14 protein-coding genes and 1 pseudogene are annotated in these 15,802 nt (G+C 68.3%); 8 read left to right on the forward strand and 7 right to left on the reverse strand.

Annotated elements, in window-relative coordinates:
* Window positions 1–247: 247 nt before the first annotated feature.
* The gene (locus ACE3QP_RS11860) at window positions 248–3,190 is read right to left on the reverse strand and encodes a TonB-dependent receptor plug domain-containing protein (protein WP_374436287.1); all 2,943 of its coding nucleotides are present in this window, start codon (window positions 3,188–3,190) and stop codon (window positions 248–250) included.
* A 112-nt stretch (window positions 3,191–3,302) separates the two neighbouring features.
* Here ACE3QP_RS11860 and ACE3QP_RS11865 point away from each other — a divergent pair, with 112 nt between their 5' ends.
* Entirely contained in the window at window positions 3,303–4,265 is a 963-nt protein-coding gene (locus ACE3QP_RS11865; protein WP_374436289.1) for a LysR family transcriptional regulator, read from the forward strand.
* 13 nt (window positions 4,266–4,278) lie between these two features.
* Here the strand turns inward: ACE3QP_RS11865 and gshA are convergent, their stop codons facing one another.
* A complete protein-coding gene (gene gshA, locus ACE3QP_RS11870; RefSeq protein ID WP_374436291.1) occupies window positions 4,279–5,541 on the reverse strand; it encodes a glutamate--cysteine ligase in 1,263 nt (420 codons plus the stop codon).
* 80 nt (window positions 5,542–5,621) lie between these two features.
* Between gshA and ACE3QP_RS11875 the strand changes: the two genes are divergently transcribed.
* Window positions 5,622–6,005 (forward strand): response regulator transcription factor, encoded by a 384-nt coding sequence (locus ACE3QP_RS11875; protein WP_374436292.1) that lies wholly within the window; start codon window positions 5,622–5,624, stop codon window positions 6,003–6,005.
* 60 nt (window positions 6,006–6,065) lie between these two features.
* Here the strand turns inward: ACE3QP_RS11875 and amt are convergent, their stop codons facing one another.
* From amt to ACE3QP_RS11890, 3 genes are all read right to left on the reverse strand, one after another.
* Window positions 6,066–7,586, reverse strand: coding sequence for an ammonium transporter (amt, locus tag ACE3QP_RS11880; RefSeq protein ID WP_374436295.1), 1,521 nt, complete (start codon window positions 7,584–7,586; stop codon window positions 6,066–6,068).
* Between the two features lie 138 nt (window positions 7,587–7,724).
* Window positions 7,725–8,063 carry a P-II family nitrogen regulator gene (gene glnK / locus ACE3QP_RS11885; RefSeq protein WP_198111138.1) on the reverse strand — a complete coding sequence of 113 codons (339 nt, stop codon included), beginning with the start codon at window positions 8,061–8,063 and terminating at the stop codon, window positions 7,725–7,727.
* A gap of 17 nt (window positions 8,064–8,080) precedes the next feature.
* Window positions 8,081–8,791, reverse strand: coding sequence for a TorF family putative porin (locus ACE3QP_RS11890; RefSeq protein WP_374436299.1), 711 nt, complete (start codon window positions 8,789–8,791; stop codon window positions 8,081–8,083).
* A 205-nt stretch (window positions 8,792–8,996) separates the two neighbouring features.
* On the opposite strand from ACE3QP_RS11890, the gene ACE3QP_RS11895 reads away from it, so the two are divergent.
* The 5 genes from ACE3QP_RS11895 (at window position 8,997) to ACE3QP_RS11915 (ending at window position 13,609) form a co-directional block, all read left to right on the forward strand.
* A complete protein-coding gene (locus ACE3QP_RS11895; RefSeq protein WP_374436301.1) occupies window positions 8,997–10,499 on the forward strand; it encodes a YifB family Mg chelatase-like AAA ATPase in 1,503 nt (500 codons plus the stop codon).
* 197 nt (window positions 10,500–10,696) lie between these two features.
* Window positions 10,697–11,365: a hypothetical protein gene (locus tag ACE3QP_RS11900; protein ID WP_374436303.1), complete on the forward strand. Its 669-nt coding sequence runs from the start codon at window positions 10,697–10,699 to the stop codon at window positions 11,363–11,365.
* A gap of 60 nt (window positions 11,366–11,425) precedes the next feature.
* Complete coding sequence (locus ACE3QP_RS11905) at window positions 11,426–11,608, forward strand: hypothetical protein (RefSeq protein WP_374436305.1); 183 nt, start codon at window positions 11,426–11,428, stop codon at window positions 11,606–11,608.
* Between the two features lie 2 nt (window positions 11,609–11,610).
* Window positions 11,611–12,543 (forward strand): HprK-related kinase A, encoded by a 933-nt coding sequence (locus ACE3QP_RS11910; RefSeq protein ID WP_374436307.1) that lies wholly within the window; start codon window positions 11,611–11,613, stop codon window positions 12,541–12,543.
* Window positions 12,536–13,609, forward strand: coding sequence for a nucleotidyltransferase family protein (locus ACE3QP_RS11915; protein ID WP_374436310.1), 1,074 nt, complete (start codon window positions 12,536–12,538; stop codon window positions 13,607–13,609). Before ACE3QP_RS11910 ends, ACE3QP_RS11915 begins: the two co-directional genes overlap by 8 nt.
* Here ACE3QP_RS11915 and ubiA read toward each other — a convergent pair whose 3' ends face one another.
* The gene (gene ubiA / locus ACE3QP_RS11920; RefSeq protein WP_374436315.1) at window positions 13,610–14,506 is read right to left on the reverse strand and encodes a 4-hydroxybenzoate octaprenyltransferase; all 897 of its coding nucleotides are present in this window, start codon (window positions 14,504–14,506) and stop codon (window positions 13,610–13,612) included.
* A 101-nt stretch (window positions 14,507–14,607) separates the two neighbouring features.
* Here ubiA and ACE3QP_RS11925 point away from each other — a divergent pair, with 101 nt between their 5' ends.
* Entirely contained in the window at window positions 14,608–15,369 is a 762-nt protein-coding gene (locus ACE3QP_RS11925; protein ID WP_374436317.1) for a hypothetical protein, read from the forward strand.
* Here the strand turns inward: ACE3QP_RS11925 and ACE3QP_RS11930 are convergent.
* Window positions 15,370–15,802, reverse strand: a pseudogene (locus ACE3QP_RS11930) (carboxypeptidase); the annotation flags it as partial.

Genomic DNA, 15,802 nt, shown 5'->3' on the forward strand with positions numbered 1-15,802 from the left:
TCCTTGCCCAGCGGGCGGGACCCGGAAGTCACCCCATGACTTCTGCAAGTGCTTGTTTCATATGCCCCTCACGCCACTCAGGGTTTATCCCTTCGCGTTGTCCACGCACGACAAGCCGGGCCAGCGAAGGCGCTGGCTACGGTCGCCGCTTGCGGCGCGGCCGCCGGAATGCGCGCGGCGCAGGCCCAAAAGCAGAGAGGGGCCTAAGCCCCTCTCTTCAGTCAGACCGCCGGGGCTCTGAAGCCCGTCAATCCATCTTGTAGCTGACCGACACGTTGTAGCGCCGGCCGATCTGGCTGGCCGTACCGCTGTCCCAGAAGTTGAAGCTGCTGGGGATGTCGATTGAGCGTCCGTAGTCGTCGGTCAGGTTCAGCACATTGGCCGCCAGCACCCAGTTCTTGAACCCGGTGTAGCTCACGCCCATGTCCCAGCTGCGCTCGGCGCCCACGTAGCAGCTGCCGTTCTCGCGGCGGTAGGCACCGGCCAACGAGGTCGAGGTCAGGCAGGGCTCGGTGGTGCCGATGCGGGCAAGCTGCGAGGTGTGGTTGTGGCGCACCCAGCTGCTCCAGTCGCCGACGTCCCAACCGAGGCGGAGATTGCCCTTGAGCTTGGGCACTTCCGAGGTCGAGCTGCCGAGCAGATCACGCGGGGCGGTACCGGCCAGGATCTGCTCGTCGAAGCGCTTGGTCAGCGTGCCGTTCACCGCCAGGGTGAAGCGGCCGATTTCCTGGGTCGGGAAGCGCGCATTCAGGTCGAAGTCCAGGCCAGCGGTCTTGGTGAAGTTGAAGTTGTCGTACTTGCGGATCACCGCCAGGATCGGACCGCTGTTGGCCTGGCCCGGCAGCCAGGTACCCGGGTTGGGGTTGCGCACGATCTGGGCGCTGTTGGCCGGGTTGGCCAGGTAGGCGTCCAGGATGTCCGAGCTGCGCTGCAGACGGATTTCCTTGTTGCGCTCGATGTACCAGTAGCTCAGGCCGGCATCGAAGTTGCGCGTGGGCGAGAACACGAAGCCCACGCTGGCCGCCTTCGAGGTCTCGGGCTTCAGATCGGGGTTGGCGGCAATCATGGTGGGCAGATTGCCGGGGCGCTGCGCCAGCGGCACGCCCTGGGTGAAGTTCAGCAGGTTGCAGTCGCGCAGATCGGGCGGGTCGGCACGGCTGACCGGGTTGGCGGCGTTGCTGGTGTTGCAGCGGATCGGGTCGAAGTAGCGCTTGTCCTGGAAGTTGTTGAAGGACACCGTCGAGGCGTTGCCGATCTGCGAGATGGCCGGCGCGCGGAAGCCGGTGGAGGCGGTGCCGCGCATGATCAGGAACTGCGGCAGCAGGTTCCACTTGAAGCCCAGCTTGCCGGTGGTGGAGCTGCCGAAGTCGCTGTAGTTCTCAAAGCGCAGGGCCGCTTGCACTTCCAGGGCCTTGACGACCGGCAGGCTCAGTTCACCGAAGGCGGCGTAGGCATTGCGTTTGCCGCTGGCCAGGTTGGCCACCAGGCCGACGTAGTCGCCGGCCAGGTAGTTGGCATCGGCATTGGCATTGAATTCCTCGCGGCGGGCCTCGGCGCCCACGGCCAGCGAGGCCTGGCCGCCGGCCAGCGCGAACAGCTCGCGTCCGGCGCGCACGTCCACCGACAGGATGCTCGAATCGCCGTCATTGATGGCGTCCTGGGCGACGCTGGCGATCGCCGCCGCGGTGTTCACCTCGCCATTGAAGCGGTAGGTGCCCGCCGCGATCGAGGCATCCAGCAGCGAGGAGCGCACGCGGTTCTTCTGCGTGCGCTTGTTGTCCATGCGGCTGTAGAGCAGCGCGGTGTCGATGTCCCACGCGCCCAGGCTGCCTTCGGCACCCAGGGCGAAGCGCAGCGCGGTCTGTTCGTTGATGTCCAGCGCCGGCAGATCATGGAAGCGGTACATCAGCTGCACCGGCTGCGGGTTGGCCGTGCCACGGGTCGGGTTGTCCGGGTGCGTGACCGGCAGGACGATGCCGCCGCGCTGGGCCAGCGAGCCGTCCAGCTTGGGCGTGATGATCACCAGCGGTACCTGCTGGCTGGCCAGCGTGGTGGTGATGGCGCGTTCGGCGTTCAGGCTGGTCGATTGGGTGCGGCCCAGCATCAGGTCGGCGTAGCCGGTCCAGCTGCTGCCCAGCTTGAGGTTGGCGCGCAGCTGGCCGCTGATGCGGTCCTGCTCGCTGACGGCTTCGGCCTTGTCGTCCAGCACATAACGGCAGGAGCCCGTGCGCAGCGAGGCCTGGGCGTTGGTGAAGCCGGCCGGGCGATTGGCCACGCCCTGCCCCACGGTGAGTTCGGCCGGGCAGCCCGGCATGGTGCCCAGGTAGTTGGCACCACTGACATCGTTGTTGGCCACGCTGCGGCCATCCAAGGTCGTCGAGCCCGTCAGGCTGGGCGGCACGCGGTAGTAGTTGGCCCAGCGCGAGGCAATGCTGTCCGGCGTGAAGCGGGTCGTCTCGCCGTTCAGGTTGCGGTAGGCGTTGTAGTGGTCGTAGAGGCCCTTGTCCTTCAGCTCCGAGTGCATCACGCGGTCGCGTTTCGAGACATCAATGCCGCCGTAAAGGCTGAAGCCCTTGTCTTCCAGACTGCCCAGGCCATAGGCGATCGAGGCATTGGCGGTCTGGCCCACGCCGTCATCGGCTGAGCCGAAGCTCGCCGAGGCGTCCAGGCCATTGAATTCCTTCTTCAGGATGTAGTTGATGACGCCGGCGATGGCGTCCGAACCATAAAGGGCCGAGGCGCCGTCCTTCAGCACCTCGATGCGTTCGATCGCGCTCTTCGGGATGGTGTTGATGTTCAGCAGCGTGCCGCGGCCGAAGTTCACGTCCACGTTGGCGGCCGGCGCGATGCGGCGGCCGTTCACCAGCACCAGGGTGCCCTGGGCACCCATGCCACGCAGCGAGGCGGTGGCCAGACCATTGACGAAACCGGTGGCGGCGCCGTCCTGGATCGAGCCGGCCGAGTCGATCGCCGAATTGGCGCGCAGCAGCTCTTCCACGGTGCCGAAGCCCGACTTGCGGATCTGCTCGGCGGTGATGGTTTGCACCACGGCCGGGGTTTCCTTGTCGGTGCGCTTGATCAGCGAACCGGTGACCTCGACGCGCTCCAGCTTGGCGGCGTCCTGGGCCAGCACCATCTGCTGGGTCATGGCCAGCACGGCCAAGGGAATCAGGCTCTTCTTGAACGACATGCGTACTCCTCTTGAAAAAGGGCGCGCGCAGCTGCGCCCCAAGGGGAGGCACCTTAGGCATCCATGACGAGCGGCCCCATGAGTCTTGGTTTGCAAAACTTTGCCGATGGTTATGAATGCAGCACACCCTCCCGTGCAGGAAGCCATGCTGGACTTCGTCCAGCGGCGCCTGACCCTGCGCCACCTGCGGGTGCTGGAAGCCATGCACGCGACCGGAAAGCTGAGTGCTGCCGCGGACTTGCTGAACGTGACCCAACCCGCCGTCAGCAAGACCCTGTCCGAGCTGGAAAAGGGCCTAGGGCAAACCCTATTCGCACGCAGCAAACGCGGCGTGCACGCCACAGTGCTCGGGGAGCGCCTGATCGCCCTGGGGCGGCGCCTGGAAGGCGAGCTGCAGCGCAGCAGCGACGAGATGCGCACCATCCTCAACGGCGCCCTGGGCGAGCTGCAGATCGGCGCCACCAACGCCGCCCTGCCCCAGGTGCTGCCCGATGCCCTGGCCGCCATGAAGAAGGCGCACCCGCTGATCACCCTGACGGTGCGCACGCATGCGCTGAGCGACCTCATCAGCGAGCTGCGCCAGGGCCGGCTGGACCTGGTGCTGGCGCGCCTGCCGCCTCATGAAATGCCCACCGACCTGGAAGGACAGATGCTGATGCGCCAGCCCGAGGTGCTGGTGATCAGCACCCAGCACCCCCTGGCCCAGCTGCGCCACTGGAGCTGGGACGCGCTGCAGGGCGAGGCCTGGATCGGTCATCTGCCCGGTACGCGCACACGCGCCCTGCACGACCAGCTTTGGTCCAGGCTTGGGCTGGCGCCACCGGCCAACCAGATCGTCTGCGGTGACGCCATGCTGAGCCTGGCCCTGCTGCGTCGCATGCCGCTGCTGGCCATCCTGTCGCGGCCCTTGGCGCGCTTCGCGGCCCAACAGGGCCTGGTCAAGATCCTGCCGCTCGAGGCCGACCTGGGGCTGGCCGAGCTCAGCGTCTGGCACCTGCGCAACCCGCAGTCCCCATGGGTCGAGGCGTTCAAGCGCCAACTCGCCAGCGCGGCGCGCGAGGTCGAGGCCGCTTGAGCGCCTGTACCGATCAGGCCGGCAGGGCGCTCTCGAGCTCCTCGCGGTCGGGGTCGCTCTGCTCCAGCTCGTAGCTGGCCGCCAGCATGGCCAGCCGGGCCACCACGCCGTACATGTAGAAGCGGTTGGGCGCGCTGGCGCCCGCCCGCTCGCCCGGCCGCACCAGCTGCGCCGAATCGGCAAAAGCCAGCGGAACCGGGCGTGAGGCCTGCCCCGGCTCGGCCAGTTCGCGGTAGTAACCGCCAATCACATAGCGATCCAGCAGGTAGACGGTCGGCTCGACCGGCACGTCCTCCAGACGCTCGTGCGTCGCCACCCCTTCCTGGATCAGCAGCCGCGCCGGCGCCGCCAGGGCGGGCCATGCGGCGCCTTCCAGCTCCTTGGCGTCGCGCACCGCCAAGGTGCCCAGCCCACCGCGCGCGGCATCGGCCTTCAGCACCACGAAGGGCTTCTCGTTGATGCCGTAATCCTTGTACTTCTTGCGCACCTTGCCCAGGATGGTCTCAACCTGCTCCTGCAGCGCCTGCAGCCCGGCGCCGCTGCGGAAGTCCGGCGCCTCGCATTGCGCGTGCACGGGGTTGATGAGCCAGGGGTCCATGCCCAGCAGCTTGGCGAAGCGCTTGGCCACCTCTTCGTAGGTGGCCAGGTAGGTGCTGCGGCTGCGCAGCGCGGCGCTGGCGTGCAGGGGCGGCAGCAGGTACTGCTCGTCCAGGTTTTTCAGGATCTGCGGCACGCCGTCGGCCAGCTCGCAGTTGAGCAAGATGGTGCAGGGGTCGAAGTCCTTCAGCAGCAGGCGGCCGCGCTTGCGCAGCAGGGGCTCCAGCCGCAGCGAGCCGCCTTCGGCCAGTGGCAGCTCCACAGGGGCCTCCAGCCCTTCTTCCAGGGCGCCCAGGCGCACGTTCAGACCGGCCTGGTGAAAGATGCGCACCAGCGTGGCCAGGCTGGCCAGCGCACCGGCGCTGCGCCGTCGCGGGTCGGGGATCAGAAGCAGGTTCTTGGCTTCAGGGCAGATCTTCTCGATCGCCGCCATGGCCGCCTGCACGGCCAGCGGCAGCATGGCCTCGCTCAGATGGTGAAAACCGACCGGATGCAACTGGGTGTCGACCGGCGCCAGCTTGAAGCCGGCATTGCGCAGACTCACGGCCGAATAAAAGGCCGGGGTGTGCTCCATCCATTCGAGCCGGAACCAGCGCTCGATGGCCGGCATGGACTCCAGGACGCGCTGTTCCAGTTCGTTGATCGGCCCCGTCAGGGCGGTGATGAGATGCGGGACCATCGGGTTCTCCAGGGTGCCGGCCATTCTAGGAAGCACCCTCAGATGGGGGCCGGAATCGCAAACGCAATATGCTGACCGCCATGAAAGCCAAGATCCTGATCGTGGACGACCAGGCCGAGATCCGTCGTCTGGTGCGGTACGCGCTGGAAGACAGCGGCCACGCGCTGTTCGAAGCCGCCAACGGCGCGCTGGCCCTGCAGATTGCCCGCGCCATCAAGCCCGACCTGGTGGTGCTGGACCAGATGATGCCGGGCATGGACGGCCTGGAGTTGCTGGCCAGCCTGAAGGGCGAACCCGAGCTCAGCCATGTGCTGGTGCTGATGCTGACCGCCAATGCCGAGGGCCGCGACAAGCAGGCCGCGCTGAGCGCCGGCGCCAACTACTTCCTCACCAAGCCATTCGCCCCCGCCAAGCTGGTGGACCTGGTAACCGTGATGCTCAAGGCCCGGCCCGCATTGCAGTAAGGCTCCGCCCATGCAAAAAGGCCGCCCGAGGGCGGCCTTTTTTCTTGCAGGAACTGCGGCTTACTTCGAGTAGGCCGTCTCGCCGTGGTTGGCGATGTCCAAACCCTCGCGCTCCTCTTCTTCGCTGACGCGCAGGCCGATGGTCAGGTCCACCAGCTTGAAGGCCACGACGGAGACCACCGCGCTCCAGACCACGGTCAGGCCGACGGCCTTGACCTGGGCCATGAACTGGGTGCCGATCGAGTAGGCCTCCGGCGCAATCATGGTCGCCGTGACCCAGTCACCCATCGCGCCCGGGCCGCCCAGCGCCGGGCTGTTGAACACGCCGGTCAGCAGCGCGCCGACGATGCCGCAGACGCCGTGCACGCCGAACACGTCGAGCGAATCGTCCGCGCCCAGCCACTTCTTCAGCTTGGTGACGCCGAACAGGCCGGCAAAGCCACCCACCAGACCGATCACCAGCGCACCGCCCACACCCACGTTGCCGCAGGCCGGGGTGATGGCCACCAGACCGGCCACCGCACCCGAGGCCGCGCCCAGCATCGAGGCCTTGCCGCGATGCAGGGCCTCACCGACACACCAGGCCAGCACCGCCGCGGCCGTGGCCACCAGGGTGTTGATGAAGGCCAGGGCGGCGAAGCCGTTGGCTTCCAGGGCCGAGCCGGCATTGAAGCCGAACCAGCCCACCCACAGCAGGGCGGCACCGGTCATCGTCAGCGGCAGGCTGTGCGGGGTGATGGCGTCCTTGCCGTAGCCGACGCGCTTGCCCACCATGTAGGCACCAACCAAGCCGGCCACAGCAGCATTGATGTGCACCACGGTGCCACCGGCGAAGTCCAGCGCGCCCCATTGCCAGATCAGGCCGGCCTTGCTCGTCATCTCATCGGCCACGGCGGCCGCGCTGTAGGCGTCCGGACCCATCCAGTACCAGACCATGTGCGCGATGGGCAGGTAGCTGAAGGTGAACCAGATCGCGCTGAAGGCCAGCACGGCGCTGAACTTGATGCGCTCGGCGAAGGCGCCCACGATCAGGCAGGCGGTGATGCCGGCAAAGGTGGCCTGGAAGGCCGCGAACACGATCTCGGGGATGTAGATGCCCTTGCTGAAGGTGGCCGCGGGGGCGAAGCTGCCCGCCACGTTGTCCCAGATGCCCTTGAGCATCAGCCGGTCGGTACCGCCGATGAAGGCATTGCCCTCGGTGAAGGCCAGGCTGTAGCCGTACAGCACCCACAGCACGACGATGAGCGAGAAGGTCACCATCACCTGCATCAGCACGCTGAGCATGTTCTTGGCGCGCACCAGGCCGCCGTAGAACAGCGCCAGGCCGGGCACCGTCATCAGGATCACCAGCAGGGTGGCGACCATCATCCAGGCGGTGTCGCCCTTGTCGACCTTGGGGGCCGGTGCGGCAGCGGCGGCCGGCGCGGCTTCAGATGCCGCAGCAGTGGGGGCAGACGCCGCATCGGCCACCGCCGTCACGGCGGCGCTGGCCGCATCAGCGGCCGAAGCGGCCGCATCCTGGGCCCAGCCCGAGGCGCACAGGCCCAGGCTCAGCGCCAGCATCAATAGAAGTTTTTTCATCTCAGTTCTCCATGTCGACCACGCGACACCAAGAGGGCAGGAAAAAGACCTGATCAAGTGCCACCGCGGAACCGGCTTTGCCGGGCCGCTGGTGGCGCCCCCTTGAGGGGGAGGCGCCGCAGGCGCTTCGAGGGCGGGTCAAAGTGCCGCGTCGCCGGTCTCGCCGGTGCGGATGCGGATGACCTGTTCGAGCGACTGCACGAACACCTTGCCGTCGCCGATCTTGCCGGTGCGGGCGGCCTTCTCGATGGCCTCGACCACCTGGTCGACCACGCCTTCGGAGACGGCGGCTTCGATCTTGACCTTGGGCAGGAAGTCAACGACGTACTCGGCGCCGCGGTAGAGCTCGGTATGGCCCTTCTGGCGCCCGAAGCCCTTGACTTCGGTGACCGTGAGGCCCTGGATGCCGATAGCCGAGAGTGCTTCACGCACCTCGTCCAGCTTGAACGGCTTGATGACGGCCGTGATCAGTTTCATGGGGGTCTCCTTGGGTTTCAGAAAGCGAGCTTGGCGCTCAACACCAGGCCGGCCTTGCCAAGGTCCTTGCCCTTGGCGCCAACGTAGGCATCGGTGTTCGTGTCCACGAGAGCCACGCCCCAGGTCACCGCGCCCACGGTCTTGTTCAGCGTGAGCGAGTAGTCGGTGTAGGAGTAGCTGCCGTTGCGCTTGACGGTCTGGCGGCCCACATGCGGCGTCAGGCTGAAGCCGTTGCCCACATCGAAGGTGGCCGAGAGGTCGTAGTACATCGAGCCCTTGCTGTCGGAAAAGCCGAACAGATTGCTGGTGCTGCGCGACACCTTCAGCGTGGCCGGGCCCGCGGTGAGCGCGCCGTAGAGCTCCAGGGTGTCTGGGCTGACGGCCAGCTCATGGTTGAAGTACACGTACTTCAGGAGACCGACATCGAGCGTGAGCCCGGCGGCGATCTCCTTCTTGTAGCCGCCATAGAAGTCGAACTCGGTGCTGGCGTCGCCCCCGGAGTCCTTGATCCACTTGATCGTCGAGCCCCAGGTGCCCAGGTAGAAGCCGCTGTCATGGGCGAAATCCGCGCCGCCTTGCAGGGCCGGCTTCAGCCGGCTTTGCGAAATGCCGCGGTAGCGGTAGTCGCTGGTCAGGCTGGCGTTGAAGCTCAGCGGGCCGTCGGCCCAAGCCGGCAGCGCCAGAGCGGTGCAAAGCAGGGCAAGCGGGAGTTTGGCGATGCGAGTCATGCAGAAGCTCCGGTTCCAAGGGGGATGCCTGGGTTTCGCAGCTTCCGTGCCAGCGCTGGGCACCCGCGCATGCTCCAAAGCGGTGCAGGCCACGCACCGCGCACCGCACCGATCCGGGCCTTGGCCGTCGCCTGGCACTGTTTTGGTGCGGGCGGCTTGCGCTGCGGTGCAGCCAGAATCCGCGCAGCAAAAAGGGGAGGAATCGATGAGCTTGGCCTTGCTGCACAGTCGCGCCTTGGCGGGCCTGAGCGCTCCGGCAGTCACCGTAGAGGTGCATCTGGCCCCTGGGCTGCCCAGCTTCACGCTGGTGGGGTTGGCCGACACCGAGGTCAAGGAAGCACGCGAACGCGTGCGCGCCGCCCTCACGAGCTGCGGCCTGCGCTTTCCGCACGACCGGCGCATCACCGTCAACCTGGCGCCCGCCGATCTGCCGAAGGAAGGCGCGCGCTTCGATCTGCCGATCGCCATCGGACTGCTGGCCGCCAGCGGCCAGCTCGAGGGCGTCCAACTGGACCAGTTGGAATGGGCCGGCGAACTGTCTCTGAGCGGCGAACTGCGCCCGGTGCGTGGTGCGCTGGCCCAGGCCCTGGCCTTGCGCAGCGAAGGGTCGCCGCGTGCCCTGGTCCTCCCCGAGTCCAGTGCGAGCGAGGCGGCCTGGGTCGAAGGCGTGCAGTTGCATGGCGCTCGGCACCTGCTAGATCTCGTCGCCGCCCTCAAGGAAGGCCCGCTGCCCTGCCTGCGTGCGCCGGCCCCCGAAGCAGCGCCGGCACCCGCCTTGGACCTGCGCGACGTGCGCGGTCAGGCCGGACCCAAGCGAGCGCTGGAAGTGGCGGCGGCGGGGGGGCACCATTTGCTGCTGGTCGGCCCGCCCGGCACCGGCAAGTCCATGTTGGCGCAACGCCTGCCCGGCCTGCTGCCGCCGCTGCCCTTCGAGGCAGCGCTGGAAACAGCGGCCCTGCAGTCCCTGGTGGGCAGCTTCCGCCCCGAGGCCTTTGCACAGCGGCCCTTTCGCAGCCCGCATCACAGTGCCTCGGCGGTGGCGCTGGTGGGCGGCGGCTCGCCGCCGCGCCCGGGCGAGATCTCGCTGGCCCATCAGGGCGTACTGTTCCTGGACGAACTGCCCGAGTTCAACCGCCAGGCCCTGGAAGCCCTGCGCGAACCGCTGGAGACCGGACGCATCCACATTGCCCGCGCCGCCCGCAGCAGCGAGTTCCCCGCCCGCTTCCAGCTGGTGGCGGCGATGAACCCCTGCCCCTGCGGCCAGCTCGGCAACCCGCTCAAGGCCTGCCGCTGCACGCCCGATCAGGTGGCCCGCTACCAGGGCCGGCTGTCCGGCCCACTGCTGGACCGGCTGGACCTGCTCGTGGAAGTGCCACTGCTGGCACCGGCAGAACTGGCCGCGGCCCCCAGCGGAGAAGGCACCGCCGCCGTGGCAGCCCGCGTGGCGGATGCACGTGCCCGCGCGCTGCACCGGCAGGGCAGCAGCAATGCGGACCTGCCGCCCGGCGCCCTGCACGAGCACGCCCCGCTGGCGCCTGCCGCCGCCACACTGCTGCAACAGGCCGCTACGCGCCTGGCCTGGTCCGCCCGCGCCCAGCACCGGGTCCAGCGGGTCGCGCGGACCCTGGCAGACCTGGCAGGCAGGACCGAGCTCCAGGTGTCGGATGTGGCGGAAGCGATCCAGTTCCGGCGCGCGCTGCCGACCTAATGCCAAGCGCTGTTTCCGCGACTTTGTGCTGTCGCCGCACCACCCATTCGGGGGCCTGCCGGTCGGTGCCTCGTCTGTGAATGTGTGAAACACTCTCGGCGCAAGAGTACGTCAAGCCCGCAGCGTTCCAGTGCGCGGGAGCACGTTTCGCGGTGGCGCAGGGCCAGCGCCAACCACCAGTTCTTCAGGGTGCCTTTATGAACGAATCCCAACGCCCCGAGCAGCCTTCCGTCGAACCGCAACCGATCCGTTCGCGTCGCCGCTTTCTGGGTGCCGGCGTGGTCGTGCCGCCGACCCTGCTCACCCTGGCCAGCCAGCCGGCACTGGGCGTGACCTGTTTCACGCCGTCGCGCTCGTTGTCGCGCAATACCAGCGTGTCACAGCAGGGCAAGAACGGTGAGTGCACGAACGCGGAGTCGCCCGGCAACTACGGGCACCACCACACCACCAAGACGGATGCGGCCTACCACTGGCCGGACAAGAACACGATCACGCCGCCGCTGACTCTTTGGTCTCCCGACACCCCGTTCCACGCTGTGTTCTCTGGTGCGACTTTTGGCACCAAGAAACTGTGGGAGGTGGCGGCCGGGCTGTCGAACGATAACGGCATGGTAGGCAAGCATTTGGTCGGGGCCTACCTCAACATCAAGGGCGGAAATGGCGCGGTCATTCCGCCCCACATTCTTGACGTCGATGGCGTCAAGCGGATTTGGAATGAATGGGACACCAAGGGCTATTACGAACCCGCTGCTGGTGTCAAGTGGTATGCCGACTACACCATGGTCGGCAGCGCAATCACGGTGAACGGGGTCGCGAACGGAGGCGGCATCGTGGGTTACCTCAAGGCCAACGGCATCGTCGGCTAACGGAGCGTGCAACTGGCGGGCCCACAGCGTTTTCTGATCCGACGTTGGCCAGACGGGCTGGTGGTGTTTGACCGCCAGTTGGGCGACACCCATGCCATGGGCGAGCCCACGGCCAGCCTGTTCGAGGCCTGGTTGGAGCAACCTGAGACCGAGCTTGAGCAACTGGCCGCCGGCCTGCCGGCCGACGAGGCCGTTCGAACGGCCGCCGTGCAAGAACTGCAGCGCCTGTTTCCCGGCTCCTGATCGTGACGCGCCACCGCAGAGTCGGGGTCTTCTCCCTGGCGGAATTCCGCACCCATCTGCGCACCGGTCGCCTGGCCATTCAGAGCGGCCCGGTCAGCTGGCAGCTGCATTGCGAACTGCCGGATGTGGCCAGTGCGCTCCACGGCCTCTACGCGGCCCACCCCTGCGAGCTGGATCCGGCCTTTTCCGACTACCACGTGGCCCTGCGCACACCGCGCAACCTGCGCCGCTGGCTGCGCCCACAAGTGCAGTTCTGGATTGACGACCAGGCACCCTTCGAACCTCTGCCGCGCGACCAAGCGCCGGCCATGCTGGAGTGGGGGCTGAACTGGTCGCTGGCCGCCTCGGCCCACCAATGGCTGACCTTGCACGCCGCTTCACTGGAGCGCGAGGGCCAGGTGGTCATCCTGCCGGCGCCGCCGGGGTCCGGCAAAAGCACCCTGTGCGCCGCCCTGGCGCTGCGCGGCTGGCGCCTGCTGTCGGACGAGCTGACGCTGATCGAGCCCACGAACCTGGATGCACTGGCGCTGGCCCGGCCGGTCAATCTGAAGAACGCGTCGATCGATCTGATCCGCGCCTTTGAGCCCAGCGCGCGCTGGGCCCCCGAGGCCTATGACACCCAGAAGGGCCGCGTCACCCATCTGGCCCCGCCGCCTCAGGCGGTAGAGCGCATGCACGAGCCCGGACGGCCCCGCTGGATCGTGTTCCCGCGCTACCAGGCGGGTGCCGAACCGCTGCTGACGCCGCGCAGCAAGGTCACCACTTTCACCCACTTTGCCGAAAACGCCTTCAACTACTCCATCCTGGGTGAGTTGGGCTTCGATACCGTCGCCCGGCTGGTGGACCAGTGCGAGTGCTACGACTTCCAGTACAGCCGGTTGGACGACGCACTGGAAGTCTTCAATTGGCTGTCGCAGCCCGAGGGCGATGACTGAGGCCCTGCTGCTGCCCCTGCTGCGCGATCCGGCTCGTCTGGCCGCTTTGCCCTTGGCCCACTGGGACGGCCTGCTGCGCCAGGCGCGCGCCAGCAACCTGATCGGTCGCCTGGCCCTGGCCGCACCGCCCAGCGCGCCGGCACCGGTGCAGCCGCATCTCCTGGCCGCGCGCCGGCTGGTCGAGCACCAACGGCATGCCATCCGCTGGGAATGCAACCATCTGGCGGAGGCTCTGGACGGCTTGCAACTGCCCGTGGTGCTGCTCAAAGGGGGCGCCTATGCCCTGGCCGACCAACCCGCGGCCCGCGGCCGCCTGTTCGGCGACATCGACCTGCTCGTGCCCCGCACGATGCTGGGGCCGGTGGAAGCCGCGTTGATGGCGCGCGGCTGGACCAGCGGCGGCACCGAGGCCTACGACCAGCGCTACTACCGGCAGTGGATGCACGAGCTGCCGCCGATGGTGAACCATCGTCGCGGCACCGTGGTGGACGTGCACCACAACCTGCTGCCGCTCAGCGCCCGCCGCGTGCCCGATGCCGAGCGCCTGCTGGCCGACAGCCTGCCCATCCCGGGCACCCCGTTCCGGCGTCTGGGCCCCTGCGACCAGGTGCTGCATTGCGCCAGCCACCTGTTCCACGAAGGCGATTTGCGCAATGGCCTGCGCGATCTCCTGGACCTACAGGCCTTGCTGCAGGAGCACAGCGAGCAGCCTGATTTCTGGCCTGCGCTGGAAGCGCGCGCACGCCTGCACGGGCTGGAGTGGCCGCTGCTGCTGGGCTTGCGCTACAGCGAGCGCCTGCTCGGCCAGAAGCTGCCCTCAGGCCTGCAGGAAGCGTTGCAGGCGCACTGCGGCTGGAGCGATGCGCGCCTGGCCTGGATGGACTGGCTGTACCTGGGCCTGCTGCAAGCGCCGCTGCCCTCCGCCTGGCGCCTGCCCGAGCACCTCGCCGCGGCGGGCCTGTACCTGCGTGCGCACGCCCTGCGCATGCCACCCGTGCTGCTGGCGCGCCATCTGGCCCGCAAGGCGGTGCTGCGCGTGTTCAAGCACAGCAGCCGCGGCCCCTGATCAACGCCAGAGGTCGATCAGCACGCCGGCAAACAGCGTAGCCCCCACCCAGTGGTTGAGCCGGAAGGCGCGGAAGCAGCCCTCGCGCGAACGCTCAGCAATCAGCCGGCCGTGCCACAGCACCTGACCTGCCGCCACGGCCAGGGCCGCACCGAACCCCCGGCCCAGGCCGAAGAAGCCCAGCCCCAGCGCGCCCCAGCCCAGCAGGAACAGCGCGTAGAACACCATCACGCCGGCGACATCGAAGCGGCCGAGCGTGATGGCGCTGGTCTTGATGCCGATCTTCAAATCGTCCTCGCGGTCGACCATGGCGTACTCGGTGTCATAGGCCAGCACCCAGAACAAATTGGCCAACAGCAAGCCCCAGGCCGCCCAGGGCACCGCGTCCGCCACCGCGGCGGGGCGCCAGTCGTTTGCACCCAGCACCGCACTGAAGGCCATCGGGATGCCGAAGCTGAAGGCCACGCCCAGCACCGCCTGCGGCATCGCCAGCACGCGCTTGGCAAAGGGGTAGGCGATGGCGATGGCCAGCGCCGGCACGGATAGCCAGATGGTGGGCGGGTTCGTCGTCAGCACGAGCAGAAAGGCCCCGAAGGCCAGCAGCCCGCCCAGGGCCAGGGCCTCCTTCACGGGCAGGGCGCCGGTGGTGACCGGGCGCTGCGCGGTGCGCGCGACATGGCGGTCGAACTCGCGGTCGGCCACATCGTTGACGCAACAGCCCGCCGAGCGCATGAGCACCGTGCCCCCCACGAAGACCGCCAGCAGGTGCCAGCCAGGGAAGCCATCGGCAGCCAGCCACAGGGCCGAGAGCGTGGGCCAGAGCAACAGCAGCCAGCCGGCCGGGCGGTTCCAGCGGATCAGATCAAGGTAGAGACGCCAGCGCGAGAAGGAGAGCATCCCGGCATTATCGAAAGCCGGTGCGTGACCCGCGCTTGTCACCAGACCGTCACGGGCGGCGGCCAAGATGGGCTGCCCTTCTGGTTTCCACCAAGCCCCCCATGCTGACGCGCCGCGCCCTGCTTCCTGTCCTGCTCATGCCCTTGCCCCTGTTCGCCCAGGGGCGCAGCGCCGAATCCGCCCTGCTGCTGGGCGCCCAGCTGCGCATCGGTGTGGAGCGGCTCGCCAAGCTGGAGCTGGAGCGCCCCCTGCTGCCCGAGCGCGCCGGGACGGAACTGAGCAAAGAACGCCCGCGCCTGCAGGACACGCTGGCGCAGCTGGCCGACCCGCGTCAGCGCCCCACAGCCCTGGCCGGGCGGCGCCTGGCACAACTGGAGCGCGCGCTCGAAGATGCCCAGCTCTTCGTGGACCGCCGCGAGGCCCCGCCCACCCAGGTGCTGCGTGAAAGCGAGGCCCTGGCCGCGCGGCTGGGCTTCGTAACCACCGCGCTGTCCTCCGCCGTGGCCGACGCCGAGCGCGGCGCCCTGGTGGACCTGCTGGCCCGTGCCAGCGCCAGTGCCCTGCGCGTGGGCAAGCTGAACTACGCCGCCACCGGGCTGCGCCAGCCGCCGGCCGAGGTGGCGGTGGGGGCGCAGCAGTCGCTGCTGGAGTTCCAGTCTGCCCTGCAGGCCCTGAACCCGACAGCGCTGCCGGACAAGGCGCGCCAAGAGCTGGAACAGGCCCAGCACCAATGGTTGCTGTTCCGCGCCGGCCTGCAGGACAACGGCCTGCTCAAGCCCAGCGCCCGCCTGACGGACTTGGCCAGCACCACCGACCGCATCGCCGAATCCCTGGGCCGTATGGCGCGGCGGCTGCTGGCCTGATCAGTCGAGCACCAACTCGGTCCGTACCACCCCGGCGCGCTCATGCCGGGCCGTCAGCAGCAGGCGCGTGCCGCGCGGGGCGCGCACCAGCCATTCGGTCACCGCACGGTCGGCAGTCACTTCCTTGCTCGGCACGAAATGGTGCGGGCTGCTCTTGGGCGCATGGCCTTCGAGCTGCGGCCCCACCACGCGCGGCTTGCCGCTGATCAGCTCGATATGCGGGTCGCCCTGCGGCAGCTGGATCTCGAACACCACGCCACGCACCACCTCGCGCTGCAGCGCCTGCTGGGTGACATGGCTGGGCAGGAAACCGCTGTTGCACACCGCCAGGCGCACGCGCCAGGTGTCTTCGCCCAGCGCCTGTGCGCGTGCCTGCAGCAGCTCCAGGCGCGGCAGCGAAAGCGCCAGCTGGTTCATCCACAGCGGGAACTGC

The sequence above is a fragment of the Inhella sp. genome (genome assembly GCF_041912635.1).
Taxonomy (GTDB): domain Bacteria; phylum Pseudomonadota; class Gammaproteobacteria; order Burkholderiales; family Burkholderiaceae_C; genus Inhella.

Bases quoted from the DNA above. Each gene is read 5' to 3' on its own strand.
- ACE3QP_RS11860 (WP_374436287.1), bottom strand. From the start codon at position 3,190: ATGTCGTTCAAGAAGAGCCTGATTCCCTTGGCCGTGCTGGCCATGACC.
- ACE3QP_RS11865 (WP_374436289.1), top strand. From the start codon at position 3,303: ATGAATGCAGCACACCCTCCCGTGCAGGAAGCCATGCTGGACTTCGTC.
- gshA (WP_374436291.1), bottom strand. From the start codon at position 5,541: ATGGTCCCGCATCTCATCACCGCCCTGACGGGGCCGATCAACGAACTG.
- ACE3QP_RS11875 (WP_374436292.1), top strand. From the start codon at position 5,622: ATGAAAGCCAAGATCCTGATCGTGGACGACCAGGCCGAGATCCGTCGT.
- amt (WP_374436295.1), bottom strand. From the start codon at position 7,586: ATGAAAAAACTTCTATTGATGCTGGCGCTGAGCCTGGGCCTGTGCGCC.
- glnK (WP_198111138.1), bottom strand. From the start codon at position 8,063: ATGAAACTGATCACGGCCGTCATCAAGCCGTTCAAGCTGGACGAGGTG.
- ACE3QP_RS11890 (WP_374436299.1), bottom strand. From the start codon at position 8,791: ATGACTCGCATCGCCAAACTCCCGCTTGCCCTGCTTTGCACCGCTCTG.
- ACE3QP_RS11895 (WP_374436301.1), top strand. From the start codon at position 8,997: ATGAGCTTGGCCTTGCTGCACAGTCGCGCCTTGGCGGGCCTGAGCGCT.
- ACE3QP_RS11900 (WP_374436303.1), top strand. From the start codon at position 10,697: ATGAACGAATCCCAACGCCCCGAGCAGCCTTCCGTCGAACCGCAACCG.
- ACE3QP_RS11915 (WP_374436310.1), top strand. From the start codon at position 12,536: ATGACTGAGGCCCTGCTGCTGCCCCTGCTGCGCGATCCGGCTCGTCTG.
- ubiA (WP_374436315.1), bottom strand. From the start codon at position 14,506: ATGCTCTCCTTCTCGCGCTGGCGTCTCTACCTTGATCTGATCCGCTGG.
- ACE3QP_RS11925 (WP_374436317.1), top strand. From the start codon at position 14,608: ATGCTGACGCGCCGCGCCCTGCTTCCTGTCCTGCTCATGCCCTTGCCC.